This is a genomic window from Pedobacter rhodius, from assembly GCF_027213645.1.
GTDB classification, from domain to species: domain Bacteria; phylum Bacteroidota; class Bacteroidia; order Sphingobacteriales; family Sphingobacteriaceae; genus Pedobacter; species Pedobacter rhodius.
Map to the genome: position 1 here is coordinate 129,415 of NZ_JAPWGL010000004.1, position 17,411 is coordinate 146,825.

Below are 17,411 nucleotides of genomic sequence, written 5' to 3' on the forward strand. Positions count from 1 at the left end.
AAACATCATGAATTTAAATACGAATTTAAAAGCAGAAAATACTTACGATGCTATCGTTATAGGATCGGGGATTAGTGGCGGCTGGGCTGCAAAAGAACTTACTGAAAAAGGTTTACGCGTGCTTATGCTCGAGCGGGGAATGAATATTGAACACATTACCGGATATGAAACGGCAATGAAGAATCCCTGGGACTTTAAACATGCCGGAAAATTAACAGAGGAACAAAAACGTACGCACCCGGTTCAAAAAAGAGATTATCCTTACAGCGAAGCCAATGAAAAATGGTGGGTTAACGATTTGGAATGTCCATATACAGAAGATAAACGTTTTGATTGGTATCGTGGTTTCCATGTTGGCGGTAAATCCTTAATGTGGGGCCGCCAAAGCTATCGCCTGAGCGATCATAACTTTGAAGATAATGCTAAAGACGGTCATGGAGTTGACTGGCCGATTCGTTATGCGGAACTTTCTCCTTGGTATGATTATGCAGAGAAGTTTGCAGGAATCAGTGGTTCTAAAGAAAACTGGCCGACATGTCCGGATGGTGAATTTTTACCACCGATGGACTTAAATATCGTAGAAAAATCGGTTAAAGCCCGTGTGGAAGAACACTATAAAAGAGAACGTATTATAATGATTGGCCGGGTTGCTAATTTAACAGTTCCACATAAAGGTCGTGGCAATTGCCAGTATCGTAACCTTTGTAGCCGTGGTTGTCCGTTTGGTGCCTATTTCAGCACTCAATCTTCTACATTGCCTGCCGCGATGGCGACCAAGCGCTTAACCTTAAGACCTTACTCCATTGTTAATCATATCATTTATGATAAAGATACTAAGAAAGCCAAAGGCGTTATGGTAATTGATGCCCAAACCAACAAAACGATGGAATTTTATGCAAAAATTGTTTTTGTTAACGGCTCTACATTAGGATCTACTTTTATACTGTTAAACTCAACTTCCGAAGCACATCCAAATGGCTTAGGCAATGGAAGCGGTCAGTTGGGTCATAATTTAATGGATCACCATTTCCGTTGCGGTGCTTCGGGCGAAGCCGAAGGTTTTGATGATAAATATACTTATGGCCGCCGTGCAAATGGAATTTATGTTCCGAGATACCAAAACATTGGAAACGATAAACGTGATTACTTACGTGGTTTCGGGTACCAGGGTGGTGCGAGTAGAGCCAACTGGCAAAGCGATGTGGCCGAATTATCTTTTGGTGCAGGTCTTAAAGAAAAGATGACTAAACCAGGCAAATGGACGATGGGTCTGGGTGGTTTCGGCGAGATGCTGCCTTACTATGAGAACAGGGTTTACATCGATAAAACTAAAAAAGATAAATGGGGACAACCTGTACTCGCTATTGATTGTGAATATAAAGATAACGAGAAAAAAATGCGTGTGGATATGATGAATGATGCCGCTGAAATGTTAGAAAAAGCAGGTATGAAAAACATTAAAACATACGATAATGGTTGTTATCCTGGTATGGCTATACACGAAATGGGAACAGCCAGAATGGGTAAAGATCCAAAAACATCTGTACTGAATAAATGGAACCAAATGCATGAGGTAAATAATGTATTTGTAACGGATGGAGCGAGTATGCCTTCTATTGCTTGTCAAAACCCATCATTAACGTTTATGGCTTTAACAGCGCGTGCATGTGATTATGCAGTAAAAGAATTAAAGAAAAATAACATTTAATAAAAAGTTAAACGCAAAAGGTTTAAGGTTTGTGGAGTTTTCCATTTACCTTAAGCCTTTTGTCGTTATCTTATCCCTTATGCAAAGAAAACTAAGAATGGGCATGATAGGCGGCGGAAAAGACGCTTTTATCGGTGCCGTACATCGCCTTGCGGCTAACATGGATGGTTTGGTAGAACTATCTGCGGGCGCTTTAAGTGTAAATCCTGAAGTCGGCTATGAGTCAGGTAAAATGCTGTTCCTTCCGGATAACAGAATTTATAAAAGTTACGAAGAGATGCTGAAAGCAGAAAGTGAATTACCTGCTGACGAAAGAATCGACTTTGTAACCATAGTTACCCCAAACTTTGCGCATTTCGCGCCGGCAATGATGGCATTAGAATTGGGCTTTAACGTGGTTATAGAAAAACCAATGACTTTAACCTTAGATGAAGCTAAACAGCTTGATGCTAAAGTGAAAGAAACAGGCTTAACGCTTTGTTTAACGCATACCTATTCGGGCTACCCTATGGTTAAACAAGCTAAACAAATGGTTAGCGAAGGTGCATTGGGCGCCATACGGAAAATTGTTGTAGAATATCCTCAAGGCTGGTTAAGCACACTTTCTGAAAGGGAAGGAAATGCGCAGGCCGCCTGGAGAACCGATCCTTCAAAAACCGGAAAAAGTGGAAGCATGGGCGATATTGGTACACATGCTGCGCATTTAGCTGAATATATTTCGGGATTAAAAATCACAAAACTATGTGCCGATCTAAGCATTGTGGTTCCTGGCAGGGCTATTGATGACGATGGTAACGTATTGTTAAAATTTGATAATGGTTCGAACGGTGTTTTAATCGCATCACAAATCGCTGCCGGAGAAGAAAACGCGCTAAAAATTAAGGTATATGGTGAAAAAGGTGGCCTAGAGTGGCACCAGATGGAACCCAACACTCTAATTGTAAGGTGGTTAAATGAGCCTGCTCAAATTTACAGAACAGGAAATGGCTATATGGGCAGTTTTGCCAAACACAATACCCGAACACCTGGGGGCCATCCTGAAGGTTATTTAGAAGCTTTTGCAAATATTTACAGAAATTTTGCGTTAACAGTTGACGCTAAGCTGAATAAACAACAGCCAACTGCCGAAATGCTTGATTTCCCAGGTACTGAAGATGGCATCAGAGGTATGGCATTTATTGAGAATGTTGTAAATTCAAGCAATTCAGACCAGAAATGGTGGGACTATAAAATTTAACCAAAGATGACTACAATAAAAGGACCGGCCGTATTTTTAGCTCAGTTTATCAGTGATGAAGCACCATTTAACTCTTTAGATAGTATTTGCGAATGGGCTAAGGGACTAGGTTTTAAAGGCATTCAGATGCCAACCCTCGATTCGAGGTTTATCGATTTACAAAAAGCGGCAGAAAGCAAAACATATGCAGATGAATTAAAGGGAAGAATTGCGTCTTACGGTTTAGAAATCACAGAACTTTCCACACACCTTCAGGGCCAGTTGGTAGCAGTTCACCCTGCTTATAATGATTTATTTGATGCCTTTGCACCAAAAGAAGTTCATGGCAATCCAAAAGCCAGAACAGAATGGGCTGTTCAACAAATGAAATATGCTGCTAAAGCATCTCAAAATTTAGGTTTAAATGCACACGCTACTTTTAGCGGTTCGTTACTATGGCAATACTTTCATCCCTGGCCTCAACGCCCTGCAGGATTGGTTGAAGAGGGCTTTGCGGAATTAGCTAAACGCTGGACACCAATCTTAAATGAATTCGATAATTGCGGCGTAGATGTTTGCTATGAAATTCACCCCGGTGAAGATTTATTTGATGGCGAAACCTATGAAATGTTTCTGGCAGCTGTAAATAATCATCCCCGGGCATGCTTATTGTATGATCCATCTCACTTTGTGCTGCAACAATTAGATTACATTCAATACATCGATTTTTACCACGAAAGGATAAAAGCCTTCCATGTAAAAGATGCAGAATTTAACCCTACAGGAAGACAAGGTACATTTGGCGGATACCAAAGCTGGGCAAACCGCGCAGGCAGATACCGTTCTCCCGGCGATGGCCAGGTTGATTTTAAAACCATTTTTAGTAAATTGGCACAATATGATTTTAAAGGTTGGGCCGTTATGGAATGGGAATGTTGTATAAAAAATCAACAAGATGGTGCAAAAGAAGGTGCAGAATTTATAAAGAATCATATTATTAAAGTAACAGATAAAGCTTTTGATGATTTTGCCGCATCCGGAAGTGATGCTGGTTTTAATAAAAAAATATTAGGTTTATAACACATTAGAAACACACAAATAACAATAAACACACATGAAAAAAACATTTTTAATTTTAGGTGCTGTCGTAATTTTTATGGCATCCTTCTCAAAAGCCGATTTAACAAAAGAAAAAGCTGTAGCTTCAATTGCAACTAAAAACACCCATGCCGTTTTTCAGGTATCTCCAGGTGAAAAATTAATTAACAAATCCGATTGCCTAGGTTGTCATAACAAAACCAATAAAATTATCGGTCCGGCTTATGTAGATGTTGCAAAAAAATATGCAAATAACGAAAAGAACATTAATTATTTAGCAGATAAAATTATTAAGGGCGGAACAGGTGTTTGGGGTACTATGCCAATGACAGCTCACGCAACTTTAAAAAAGGAAGATGCTAAATTAATGGCAAAATATATTTTGTCGCTAAAAAAATAGAACCAGATATAAACCTACTAATAATGAAAACAGAGCAAGAAAATAAAAACACGAGTAACCGCCGTGATTTTATTAAAACCAGTGCTATTGCTGCCGCTGCATTTATGATTGTCCCACGCCATGTTTTAGGTGGCAAGGGGTTTTTAGCGCCCAGTGATCGTTTATTGGTTGCAGGTATTGGTGCCGGCGGTAAAGGTCAAAGTGATATTGCAATGTTTGCGAAGAGCGGCAAGGCAGACATCGCTTTCTTATGCGACGTTGATGACAGAAGAGCTTCAGCGAGTGTAAAAGCTTTCCCAAAAGCTAAATATTATAAAGACTGGAGGGAATTATTAGATAAGGAGCATAAAAATTTCGATGCCGTTTCGGTTTCTACACCTGATCATAACCATGCAATTCAGGCCTTAGCGGCCATGCAATTGGGTAAACATGTGTATGTTCAAAAGCCTTTAACCCACGATATTTACGAAGCCCGTATTTTAACCGCCGCTGCTAAAAAATATAAGGTAGTTACGCAAATGGGTAATCAGGGTGCATCCAACGATGGCCCCCGTCAGATGAAAGAGTGGTATGAAGCCGGTTTAATCGGCGACGTACATACGGTTTACGCCTGGACGAATCGTCCGGTTTGGCCGCAGGGTATTCCCTGGCCTGATAAAAAAGCGGAAATTCCTAAAGAACTAGATTGGAACCTTTGGCTGGGTACTGCTCCTGAAAAGGATTATGTAGATAAACTGGTACCATTTAACTGGCGTGGCTGGTGGGATTACGGAACCGGCGCCTTGGGCGATATGGGCTGCCACTTAATTGAAGCCCCTTTCAGTGTCTTAAATTTAAAATATGCCAAAGAGGTTGAAGCAAGCGTTGGCTCTGTTTATGTTGATGAGTTTAAACGCGGTTATTTCCCGGAAAGTTGTCCGCCTTCGAGCCATGTAACTTTAAAATTTCCTAAAACCAATAAAACCAAAGGCGATGTTACTTTACACTGGATGGACGGTGGCATTCAACCCGAACGCCCGGCAGAATTAGAAGCAAACGAAACATTTGGCGATGGAGGAAACGGAACCTTATTTATCGGTACAAAAGGCAAAATGATGAGCGAAACCTATAGCGCAAATCCTAAACTATTACCGCTGAGCAGAAATAATGATATCAAGGTTGCCCCTAAGTATGCCCGTGTACCTGATGGTGCAAACGGACACTATAAACAATGGGTTGAAGCAGCAATTGCAGGTTATGGTAAGCAGGAAGTAAGTTCTCCATTCGAAATTGCCGGCCCCTTAACGGAAGCATTGTTGATGGCAAACCTGGCAATCAGGAGTTTTGATATCCAGAAAACAGTAAATAATAAGGTGACTTATCCAGGCAGGTATATGAAAATGCTTTGGGATAACGACAACATGAAAATTACCAATTTTGATGAGGCTAACCAGTTTGTAAAACGCGAATACCGTAAGGGCTGGAATAATTTAACTTTATAATAAATATGTCCGTCATTGCGAGGCACGAAGCAATCCTACAACGAGGAAAAAGTTTTGGAATTTCCTTCTAAAGCATTAAGATTGCTTCGTACCTCGCAATGACAATAAATCAAAAAAAAATGAAAAAATACATTCTTTCTGCAGTAATTTTATTTGCTGCTGTACAAATATCAAATGCTCAAAAAGGTTTCAAACCTTTATTTGACGGCAAAACAACAACCGGTTGGCATACTTATAATAAAACGACTGTTGGCACCGGCTGGCAAGTTCATGACGGTACTTTACACCTGGATCCTGCAAAAAAAGGTACAGATGGTGGCGGCGATTTGGTTACCGACAAAGAATACAGTGATTTCCACCTTAAATACGATTGGAAAGTGGCGCCTAAAGCCAATAGTGGTCTGATTTTTTATGTCCATGAAGAGCCGCAATACCATGCAACCTATTCTACCGGCCTTGAAATGCAGGTATTGGATAATGATGGCCATCCGGATGGAAAAATTACAAAACACCGCGCAGGCGATTTGTATGATTTGGTTAAGAGTTCGTCAGAACCTGTTAAACCGGTAGGTGAATGGAATTCGGCTGAAATTATAAGTAAAAAAGGGCAACTAACCTTAATTTTAAATGGTGTTACGGTTGTAAAAACCACGCTATGGGATGAAAACTGGAAAGCCCTTGTTGCAGGTAGTAAATTCGCAACCTGGAAAAACTGGGGAACCTTCAAAACAGGCAAAATCGCTTTGCAAGACCATGGTGATGAGGTTTGGTATAAAAACATTTCGATAAAAGAACTATAATAACTATGGATGATGTAAGAGGGGAAATGTATAATTTGAAACAATCCCATCATCCGTATTACATTTACCCATCTTACATTATTTATCCATCTTACCTCTTCCATTTTATATAAAAACTTAACCAAATGAATAGCACTACTCGCTTTAAACTTTCTTTTATGATGTTCCTGGAATTCTTTATCTGGGGCGCCTGGTTTGTTACTTTAGGAACATTTTTGGGCAATAACTTAAAAGCTACCGGTGCCGAAACCGGAGCTGTATTCTCTACACAATCCTGGGGGGCAATTATTGCGCCTTTTATCGTTGGCTTAATTGCCGATAGATATTTTAATGCCGAAAGAATATTAGGTGTTTTGCACATAATCGGTGCAGTTTTAATGTACCAAATGTATAATGCCACAGAAATAAGTGTCTTCTATCCCTACGTTCTAGGTTACATGATCCTGTTTATGCCTACCTTGGCTCTTGTTAATTCCGTTTCTTTTAACCAGATGAAGGATCCTGAAAAAGAATTTTCAAATATCCGCATATGGGGCACAATTGGGTGGATTGCAGCGGGTTTGCTAATCAGTTATTTTTTCCATTGGGATTCAAAAGAAGGAACAGAATCAGGACTTCTGAAAAATACGTTCCTGATGGCTGGAATTGTATCCTTAGTTTTGGGTATATTCAGCTTTACGCTGCCTAAAACACCTCCTAAAGTTACCGGCGAAAAAATTACTGTTTCTGATGTTTTAGGCTTAGATGCATTAAAGTTATTGAAAGACAAAAACTTTTTAATTTTCTTCATTTCTTCAATTCTGATTTGTATTCCCTTAGCATTCTATTATCAAAATGCAAATCCGTTTTTATCTGATATTGGTGTAGATAATCCAACCGGAAAAATGACTATCGGACAAGCTTCTGAAGTGATTTTCCTGCTTTTTATACCGATTTTCTTTAAACGCTTTGGATTTAAAATGACCATCCTCGTTGGTATGTTGGCCTGGGCGGTTCGCTATGCGTTATTCGCTTATGGAAATGCCGGAGAATTGAGCTTTATGCTAATCTTAGGAATTGCATTACATGGTGTTTGTTACGATTTCTTCTTTGTTTCAGGACAAATTTATACCAACTCTAAAGCAGGTGAACGCTTCAAGAGTTCGGCTCAGGGTTTAATTACTTTAGCCACTTATGGTGTAGGCATGCTTATCGGATTTGCTGTTGCTGGTAAAATTTCTGATGCCTATAAATCGGCTGAGGGTGTTATCGACTGGAAAATGGTCTGGATAATTCCTGCCGGTATCGCGGCACTTGTATTTATACTTTTTGCATTGGTATTCAATGATAAAACAAAAACAGAAATCGAAGCTAAAACAGTATAAAATGGAGTCGAATTTAAATAGAAGAAGCGCTTTAAAAAACATCATAGCTGGTACAGCGGCTATAGGCGTTAGTTCTGGCTTTTCGGCATTGGCTATGGATAACACAGATTTAACTGCGCAAGAATCAAAACTGAAAGGAAATATTAACCATTCAGTATGTCGATGGTGTTTCAGTGCACTTGATGTAGAAACGTTATGTATTGAGGCTAAAAAACTTGGTCTAACCGGAATTGATTTAGTTGGCCCGAAAGACTGGCCTATTCTGAAAAAACACGGTTTAACCTCAAGCATGTGTAATGGAGCAGAAATTAACCTGGTAGATGGCTTCAACGATAAGAAATTTCATGATCAACTGATTAAGAACTATTCTGAAATGATTCCGCTCGTTGCTGAAGCAGGTTACAAAAACCTGATTTGCTTTAGCGGCAATCGCCGGGGAAAAGATGATGAAACCGGCTGGAATAATTGTGTTGAGGGATTAAAAAAATTAATTCCGCTTGCTGAAAAACACAATGTCACATTGGTTATGGAATTACTAAACAGTAAAGTTAACCATAAGGATTACCAATGTGATAATACACCATGGGGCGTTGAACTGTGTAAGCGTTTAGGTTCTGAAAATTTCAAATTACTTTATGATATCTACCACATGCAAATTGATGAAGGTAATGTCATCAGTACCATAAAAACGAGTCACAATTATATCGCGCATTATCATACAGCTGGCGTCCCCGGCAGAAATGAGATTGATGATACGCAGGAACTTTACTATCCTGCCATAATGAAAGCCATAGTTGAAACCGGCTTTAAAGGTTTTGTAGCACAAGAATTTATACCTAAAAATGCAGATAAACTGGCTTCTTTGAAAAAGGCCATTTCAATTTGCGATATTTAATAATTATGATATCCAGAAGAAAATTTATAACCAATAGCAGTATGGCAGCAGCCGCTGCTTTTCTGATACCCTCTTTTGCTTTCGCAGCGGATAAAAAAGTAGTTGGCTTGCAATTGTATTCACTTCGTGAAGACTTGCCAAAAGATGTAAAAGGCGTTTTAGAAAAAGTTGGTAAGGCCGGTTTTAAAGAAGTTGAAACCTATGGTTTTTCCATTAAAGATCAGTTTTGGGGATTAACACCCGCTGAATTTAAGCAGGTTTTAGATGCAAATGGTTTAAAAGCGGTGAGTGGCCATTACGGTTTGGGAAGTTATCTGGTTGATGATAATACCGATGAACTTAAAGCTGCAATTGCCGCTGCAAAAGTACTCGGCAGTGAATATGTAACAATTCCCTGGTTAAGTCCTGATTTAAGAAAAACTGCAGAAGATTATAAAAAACTGGTTATCAAGATTAACAAAGCCGGTCAAATGTGTAAAGATGCAGGCATACGACTGGCTTATCACAATCACGATTTCGAATTTGAGAAACATGGCGACACAACAGGCTACGAAATTTTATTAAAAGGAACAGATAAGAGCCTTGTTGATTTCGAGCTGGATTTATATTGGGTTGTCCGTTCAGGTAAAGATCCGATAGCACTATTTAAAGAGAATCCAGGCCGTTTTACCATGTGGCATGTAAAAGATATGGATAAAACGAAAAAAGAATGGAATACAGAAGTAGGTCAGGGTTCAATTAATTTTAAATCAATTTTTGCCGCAGCAAAGCTTTCAGGTATGAAACATTTCTTTGTTGAGCATGAAACCAATTATAAGCCGAATCCGATTGAATCGGTAAAAATCAGCTGCGACTACATAAAAAAAGAATTAATATAGCTTAAATCCACGACCATGAATTCCAGAAGAACATTTATAAAACAAGCCGGATTGGCAGCTGGTGCTGCATTGTTAATTCCGTCTTTTGCTTTTGATAAAGTAACCAAAAATGTAGGTTTGCAGCTGTATTCCTTACGTAAAGAACTACCAGCTGATGTTAAAGGCGTAATTGCAAAAGTTGCGGAGGCAGGCTACAAAGAAGTTGAAACGTATGGTTTCTCTAACGGAAAATTCTGGGGATTAACACCAAAAGAATTCAAAACTTTATTAAAAGATAACGGTTTGAAGGCCCCTAGTGGTCACTATCACATGGATGATTTCATGAAAACCGGAAATACGGATAAACTGAAAGCAGATATTGAATCTTCGGCTGCAATTGGCGGAAAGTATTTCACTATTGCCGGTGCATATGTCGACGTAAATAAGGGACTTGATGGTTTTAAAAAAACTGCTGAAGGTTTTAACAAGGTTGCCGAACTGGCTAAAGCTTCAGGTTTAAAATTTGCTTACCATAATCATGATTTCGAATTCAAAAAAATTGGTGACACAACAGGTTACGACATTTATTTAAATGAAACAGATAAAAGTCTTGTAAATTTTGAGCTGGATTTGTATTGGGTAGTTCGTTCCGGGAATGACCCACTTACTTTGTTTAAAAAGTATCCTGGTCGTTTCCCGATGTGGCATGTTAAAGATATGGATAAAGCAAAGCCTGAATGGAACACAGAAATTGGAAAAGGTTCTATTGATTTTAAATCAATTTTTGCCGAGGCAAAGCTTTCGGGCATGCAACATTATTTTGTAGAGCATGAAACCAATTACAATCCCGATCCAATTGGCTCGATAAAAACAAGTTGCGATTACATTAAAGCAAATTTGATATAATAATATCATCTCGACCGAAGCACAGCGAAGTGGAGAGATCTTTAATTAGAAGATTAGTTCAATCAAAAAGATTTCTCCACTGCGGTCGAAAGGATGGGATATCGATCTTGCTCACCCTCGTTTGTAACGAGCATGTTTGATAATTAGTCGCTTTTAGCGACTAAATAAAGTTCAAAAACGATTAGTTAGCTTGTTTATACACTCGTTAAAAACGAGCGCAAGCAACCTAAAAGCGGTTTAAACTTCGCATGTCTTTTCACAATTTTCCAGCCAATACACAAGTATTTTTAAAACGTCTGGTATGTCCGTTTAAATTGAAAACATCAAACAAAACAATATAAATTCCAATCGGGGCTTTTTGTCCGTTATCGTCTAAACCGTCCCAGATAAAAGTTCCCTTTGTACCTATAGTTTGATTTTTCAACAAACTTCTGACTAGTCGACCTTTATCCGAATATATCAATACTGTGGCAAAACTTGTATTTTCAGCTACCTGATAATCTAAAGTTAAAACATCCTCAAAACCATCATCATCCGGAGAAAAGGTTTTAGATAAAAGCTTAACATAACTTTCCTGGCCGTCAGGCGCTTGCGAATTCTTATAAGTTGGCGTTGCAAATCCTACAGATGCAGCGGCGGATTTAAAATTGCCAGCCTCATTTGCCCCTTTCGAAAAAGAAACCCTTTCCAGCGATACGCCTTCGGGATTTTGAAGCAAGGCAACATGCATTTTTTCAGTATAGTTAAATCTATCAATCTGCATATTATTACCTAACAAAATCACTGTTCCTCTATCATTATTGTACGCAGGGAGCGCGCCTAACTGGATAAAATTGTCAAGATTTTCGCAGACATAACCGGTTTTTATATTCGCTGTATTTGTGCTGACAACCCAATATGTTCCCGGCTGAATTAACAAATTTTTGGCAGACAGATTTTTAATGCTGCCAGCCTTTCCACCCGCATCTAAGTTAGCGAGCTGCAAATCTTTCAGATCCAAAACATGCCCGGCATTATTATAAATTTCTACAAAATCAACACCTCCAACTTTTGGGTTAAATAATATTTCTGAAATTAAAATATCATTTGCAGTAACTTTCTTTGCAATAAATAGTTTTGCTGTGTTCGCTGCCGAGCTAATAAGATTTCCGGCACAATCTGTTACGCTAGTAATAGTTAAAATATTTTCAATTCCTCTTGTTAATGGATTCGAAAATTGAAGAATTGCTGTGCTGAAATTAGTTGATTGAATAATTACACTCATTGGATTGCCAACACCATTATTTACGAAATAGTTAGGAAGTTGTACAGCAGACAAGCTATCTATCGATTTTGAAAATTCAACCTGAACCGTTACGCTGTCGATGACACTTGCTGACAAAAGCTTTGGAACTTCTGTGCTCATTTGAGCTTGATAAACAGAATTGGATTGAGCAGGTGTTGCGCCTGAGGCATCAGAAGAAGCTGACCAATTTTGGGTTCCGCCGCATACATTCTTCGGGTCGATCAGTTCTAAGCTATAACCCCCTTTTTTCTTTACATCATCTTTATACCAGGTATCGTAATAAGCAACCTTATCAATTATTCTGCTTGTATTATCCGTTAAAGTCAAAATATCTTTATCATTATTTAAACTCGGCCAGGGTGAAAGTCCTATCGTTTTCCCAAAAGGTTTAAAAAGTGCTTCATCAGCTTTTGCTGCCAGAATTACGTATTGACGGGGCTTAATTGTATCTGCTAAAAACGTATAAGTTGAGTTTTGGTCGGCATATTTCCAGCCTTGCATTAAAATATATTCAGTTGTTGTATTCCAGATTTCAACAAATTCTTTTTGTGGCAGCGCCAGACTTCCGGTTGGGTTTGCAAATATTTCGTTAATAACCAAGTCGCCAGATTTTACAGTGTAAGGTTTAATATAAGTAAATCCTAAATTACTGTTAAAAGCGATGACATTTCCTTTTTTATCCCTTACATGGCTAACCGTTAAATTATAATCACCAGAAATTAATTCTTTTAGAAAGGTTAACCGATATACATTTGGTAGCGCTGTCGAAGCCACATTTGTTGGGCTGCCATAGCCGTTTGATAAATTGTAATTGCCTGTTACAGTTGCCGAATTCAAATCTAAAGGTTCAGAAAAAGTAACATCTAAAGTAGAGGCGTTAACAGCAGCAATACTTTTTATTGCAGGCGGCGTTGTATCGGGAATTAAGTCATCGATGTTAAAATCATCAAAAATATATTGATTGTACCGCGACGCAGTAGCATACCTGCAAAAAACACCTGCAAAGCCCGAACTTGTAAAACTATTTTCAGTAGTACTTCCTTCGAGATTAAAGTTATTCCCACCAGTTACATCTGTAAACAAGTCCCATTTGCCGGCAGCATCCCTTTTAACCTTTATTTTTGCTAAAACCACGTTAGCGTTTACTCTTGTTTTCTGCGCCCCGACGATAATCCGTGTTGCAGAAGTACCGCTTTGTTTGTATAAATGGAATCCATCAGTCGCGCCAGTCTCTCCTATCTGCACAAAATACCCATTCAAACTTCCTTTTAAATCTTCTTTGTTAGAAGTTAAATAAATCCTGACAAAATTAGTTGTGGTTGGGTCGAAATTGAGCTGCACAAAAAACGTCCAGCTGGCATTTAAACTCAGCTGATTTGCTGTAGACAGCGAAATTGTTTGAGCGGCAAGTTGTTGCCCTTGTGTTTGCAGCTGATTTTTGGTATTTATCTGAAAGTAATTTACATCACCCCTCCAAATGGGATTCTGGGAGAAATCGCCATCGGTAAATGAATCAGAAACCTGGGAAAATGTAATTTTACAAAATAACAATAGGGATATAAGCAGAATTTTCTTCATATTTGGGCTTATATCAAATGTTTATAAATATAATAATTAAAATTTAAAATGAAAGTAGCAGTAGTAGGTGCAACCGGATTGGTTGGTACCGTAATGTTAAAAGTATTGGAGGAAAGAAATTTCCCTTTAACAGAGTTAATTCCCGTAGCATCAGAAAAGAGTGTTGGTAAGGAAATTACTTTTAAGGGTAAGAAGTTCCCAATCGTTAGCATGGATACTGCAATTGGCATGAAACCGGATATTGCTTTGTTTTCAGCCGGCGGAAATACTTCATTAGAACATGCACCCCGTTTCAAAGAAGCCGGAACAACGGTTATTGATAATTCTTCGGCCTGGAGAATGGATCCGGCAATTAAATTAATTGTTCCAGAAGTGAATGCGCACGAGCTTTCTATTGATAATAAAATTATTGCAAATCCGAACTGTTCCACCATTCAAATGGTGGTTGTTTTAAAACCTTTGCACGATAAATATAAAATCAAACGTGTGGTGGTTTCTACTTACCAATCGGTTACCGGAACTGGCGTTAAAGCGGTTGAGCAACTGATGAACGAGCGTAAGGGCATTGATGGTCCGAAAGCCTATCCATACGAAATCGACTTAAACGTTCTTCCTCATATCGATGTTTTTATGGAAAATGGCTATACTAAGGAAGAGATGAAAATGGTTAAAGAAACGAACAAAATTATGAGCGATAACAACATTAAAGTTACCGCAACTACTGTTCGTATTCCGGTTATGGGTGGCCATTCAGAATCGGTTAACATTGAGTTTGAAAATGATTTCGATTTAGCTGAGGTTCGCAGCATTTTAGAAAAATCGCCGGGTATTATCGTTGTAGATGATGTAGCAAACCTGAAATATCCGATGCCAAAAGATGCACATGAAAAAGATGAGGTTTTTGTTGGTCGTATCCGCAGGGATGAATCGGCGCCAAAAGCTTTAAACCTTTGGATTGTGGCAGATAACTTACGCAAAGGTGCTGCAACAAATGCAGTTCAGATTGCGGAATATTTAATTCAGAAAGAGTTGGTATAAAAATAAAAAAATCAGTTAACACCTGTGAAACTCAAAATTCACAGGTTTTTTTATGCCCTTTTGATTAATGTCTTTTAAATTAAAAGAACTTATAATCACTAAATTATATATAAAAAAGAGATTATAATCACTAAATTATATATAAAAAAGAGATTACAATATCTAAATTATATATAAAAAAGAGATTAGCTTTTAATTTTCTTATATTTGTAAAAAAGAATGATATGATTATCAGAAGTTTACAAGCTCATATCGAATCGAAGTTTTTTAAACAAAAAGCTGTTATAGTTACCGGCGCGAGGCAGGTAGGTAAAACCACTATGCTAAAACAATTGGTTAAAAAGACCGAATTGCCATTCGTTTTTCTAAACTGCGACGAAGCTAATGTACGTAACACGCTGACAGACATTAGTATAGAGCGATTAAAATCGATAATAGGCACAAATAAAATTATTTTTATCGACGAAGCACAGCGGATTAACAATATTGGTTTAACACTAAAGTTAATTGTTGATAATTTTGCTGATGTACAGCTTTTAGTTACAGGCTCTTCTTCATTAGATCTTGCTGCAGGCATAAAAGAACCTTTAACGGGAAGAAAATTTGAATACCACCTTTACCCTTTTTCGGTAGCAGAGCTTGTTGAAGAAACCAATATACTTACCGAAGAACAGGCCCTTGAAAAAAGATTAATTTACGGTACTTATCCTGATGCTATAAATTATCCCGGAGAAGAAAAAGAACTGTTATTAAACTTAAGTAACAGCTATCTTTTTAAAGATATCTTGGCGCTCAGCGGAATTCGAAAACCCCTACAACTTGAAAAATTGGTGAAGGCCTTGGCTTTACAAATTGGAAACGAAGTATCATATAGTGAGCTGGGGCAGATGATTGAAGCCGATAAACTAACTGTAGAACGTTACGTTGATTTATTGGAACAATGTTTTGTCGTGTTTAGACTGAGCGCTTACAGTAATAATTTACGCAATGAAATAAAAAAAAGTAAAAAAATATATTTTTACGATACCGGCATACGAAATGCCATAATCGAAAACTTTAGTACGTTAGGATTAAGACAGGATGCCGGGCAACTTTTCGAAAATTATATTGTTTCAGAATATGTTAAGGCCAATAATAACAAAAGAAAACTTGCTAAATACTATTTTTGGCGGAGTTTTCAGCAACAGGAAATTGATTTAATAGAGGAAATCGATGGGAAAATAAATGCTATAGAAATAAAATGGAATGAGAAGAAAAAAGTTAAATTTCCATCTACATTTCTAAATGCATACAACACTAACGCAACTCACGTTATAAATAAATCCAATTACACCAACTTTCTGTTATAAATCATTCAGCACTATAAAATGAAGTTTTTCAAACTGTTCTTCATATTAATATTTGTTTGCTCCGCAACCAATACAATTGCCCAAAACAACATCCAAAACCTGGAGAAAGCTTTTAATAATTTGCTGGCGGATGAACAGGCAAAACACGCCATAACTTCACTTTGTGTTTTAGATGCCAATACAGGCAAAACACTTTTCGCCAAAAACGAAGAAATCGGTTTGGCTACTGCATCAACTTTAAAAACCATTACTGCCGCCACAGCTTTCAGCATTTTGGGCAAAGATTTTCAATTTCAAACAACTTTAGCTTATTCGGGGAATATTACAAGCGATGGAACGCTTAAGGGCAATCTGATTATAATTGGTAGTGGCGACCCCACTTTAGGCTCATGGCGATATCAAAATAAAGAAAACACAGTTTTAATGCAATGGATTGCTGCCATCAAATCAGCAGGGATAAAAAAAATTGAAGGCGCAATCATTGGTGATGACAGAATTTTTGGAACGCAAACCACACCGGAGGGTTGGGTTTGGCAAGATATTGGCAATTATTACGGTGCAGGAACTTCAGGCTTGGCCTGGCGGGAAAATCAGTTCGATATTCATTTAAAACCAGGTTCAGACACAACTGATGATGTCAAAGTTATAAAAACTGTTCCTGAAACACCTTATATCCAGATTGTAAATGAACTGAAAACCGGCAGTTCTGGTTCAGGCGACAGAAGTTATGCCTTCCTTCCGCCCTATAGCAATGTTGCTTATTTACGTGGCAGCTGGGGGATTGGCATTGCCAAATCAGGAATTTCTGTTGCACTACCCGATCCTGCTTTCGATTGTGCCTACCGCTTACAGGATACGCTGAAAAGATTAGGCATTACCACTAATCAACAAGCGACTACAGCAAGATTAATGGATTTGAATCATCAGGCTATTCCTGCTATAACCCAAAAAATAAGTACGATTAGTTCGCCAACGTTAGGTGAAATGACCTACTGGTTTTTGAAAAAAAGCATTAACCTGTACGGCGAAACATTGTTGAAAACCATTGCCGTAAAATCGGGAAAAGCCGGAACCACAGCTAAAGGCGCAGAAACTGAAATTAACTACTGGGCAGCAAAAGGTATCGATAAATCGGCTTTAAATATTATTGATGGTAGCGGGCTCTCTCCCGGCGATAGAATTACAACTTCAGCAATGGCAAGTATTCTGTTCCGAATCCAAAAAGAAAGCTGGTTCCCTGATTTTTACAAGGCCTTACCAGATTATAACGGCATGAAAATTAAAAGTGGAACAATAAATGATGTGTCTGCTTTTGCAGGTTACCATATAGATCCGGCAGGAAATAAGTATGTAATCGTTATCAATATCAACAATTACAGCAGTAGCGGAATTAACAGGAAACTATTTAAAGTTTTAGATACATTAAAATAAAATAA

The 17,411-nt window shown here is 38.2% G+C and carries 14 protein-coding genes; 13 read left to right on the forward strand and 1 reads right to left on the reverse strand.

Going from position 1 to position 17,411, the window contains the following annotated elements:
- Positions 1-7: 7 nt before the first annotated feature.
- The 10 genes from O0931_RS14895 (at position 8) to O0931_RS14940 (ending at position 10,725) form a co-directional block, all read left to right on the forward strand.
- A complete protein-coding gene (locus O0931_RS14895; protein WP_269416380.1) occupies positions 8-1,708 on the forward strand; it encodes a GMC oxidoreductase in 1,701 nt (566 codons plus the stop codon).
- A gap of 79 nt (positions 1,709-1,787) precedes the next feature.
- Complete coding sequence (locus tag O0931_RS14900) at positions 1,788-2,945, forward strand: Gfo/Idh/MocA family protein (RefSeq protein ID WP_269416381.1); 1,158 nt, start codon at positions 1,788-1,790, stop codon at positions 2,943-2,945.
- A gap of 6 nt (positions 2,946-2,951) precedes the next feature.
- Positions 2,952-4,004 (forward strand): sugar phosphate isomerase/epimerase family protein, encoded by a 1,053-nt coding sequence (locus O0931_RS14905; protein ID WP_269416382.1) that lies wholly within the window; start codon positions 2,952-2,954, stop codon positions 4,002-4,004.
- A gap of 34 nt (positions 4,005-4,038) precedes the next feature.
- Positions 4,039-4,422 (forward strand): c-type cytochrome, encoded by a 384-nt coding sequence (locus tag O0931_RS14910; protein WP_269416383.1) that lies wholly within the window; start codon positions 4,039-4,041, stop codon positions 4,420-4,422.
- Between the two features lie 23 nt (positions 4,423-4,445).
- Positions 4,446-5,903 (forward strand): Gfo/Idh/MocA family protein, encoded by a 1,458-nt coding sequence (locus O0931_RS14915; protein ID WP_269416384.1) that lies wholly within the window; start codon positions 4,446-4,448, stop codon positions 5,901-5,903.
- A 119-nt stretch (positions 5,904-6,022) separates the two neighbouring features.
- Complete coding sequence (locus O0931_RS14920; protein ID WP_269416385.1) at positions 6,023-6,703, forward strand: 3-keto-disaccharide hydrolase; 681 nt, start codon at positions 6,023-6,025, stop codon at positions 6,701-6,703.
- A 125-nt stretch (positions 6,704-6,828) separates the two neighbouring features.
- On the forward strand, positions 6,829-8,067 hold the full coding sequence (locus O0931_RS14925; RefSeq protein WP_269416386.1) for a nucleoside permease: 1,239 nt from the start codon (positions 6,829-6,831) through the stop codon (positions 8,065-8,067).
- A gap of 1 nt (position 8,068) precedes the next feature.
- Positions 8,069-8,962, forward strand: a complete 894-nt coding sequence (locus O0931_RS14930) for a hydroxypyruvate isomerase family protein (RefSeq protein ID WP_269416387.1) — start codon at positions 8,069-8,071, stop codon at positions 8,960-8,962.
- 41 nt (positions 8,963-9,003) lie between these two features.
- A complete protein-coding gene (locus O0931_RS14935) occupies positions 9,004-9,840 on the forward strand; it encodes a sugar phosphate isomerase/epimerase family protein (RefSeq protein WP_269416388.1) in 837 nt (278 codons plus the stop codon).
- A 15-nt stretch (positions 9,841-9,855) separates the two neighbouring features.
- Positions 9,856-10,725: a sugar phosphate isomerase/epimerase family protein gene (locus tag O0931_RS14940; RefSeq protein ID WP_269416389.1), complete on the forward strand. Its 870-nt coding sequence runs from the start codon at positions 9,856-9,858 to the stop codon at positions 10,723-10,725.
- A gap of 256 nt (positions 10,726-10,981) precedes the next feature.
- Here O0931_RS14940 and O0931_RS14945 read toward each other — a convergent pair whose 3' ends face one another.
- Positions 10,982-13,588, reverse strand: a complete 2,607-nt coding sequence (locus tag O0931_RS14945) for a lamin tail domain-containing protein (protein WP_269416390.1) — start codon at positions 13,586-13,588, stop codon at positions 10,982-10,984.
- A gap of 48 nt (positions 13,589-13,636) precedes the next feature.
- Between O0931_RS14945 and O0931_RS14950 the strand changes: the two genes are divergently transcribed.
- From O0931_RS14950 to dacB, 3 genes are all read left to right on the forward strand, one after another.
- A complete protein-coding gene (locus O0931_RS14950) occupies positions 13,637-14,626 on the forward strand; it encodes an aspartate-semialdehyde dehydrogenase (RefSeq protein WP_269416391.1) in 990 nt (329 codons plus the stop codon).
- A gap of 224 nt (positions 14,627-14,850) precedes the next feature.
- A complete protein-coding gene (locus O0931_RS14955; protein ID WP_269416392.1) occupies positions 14,851-15,975 on the forward strand; it encodes an ATP-binding protein in 1,125 nt (374 codons plus the stop codon).
- An 18-nt stretch (positions 15,976-15,993) separates the two neighbouring features.
- Positions 15,994-17,406, forward strand: coding sequence for a D-alanyl-D-alanine carboxypeptidase/D-alanyl-D-alanine endopeptidase (gene dacB / locus O0931_RS14960; protein ID WP_269416393.1), 1,413 nt, complete (start codon positions 15,994-15,996; stop codon positions 17,404-17,406).
- Positions 17,407-17,411 lie beyond the last annotated feature (5 nt).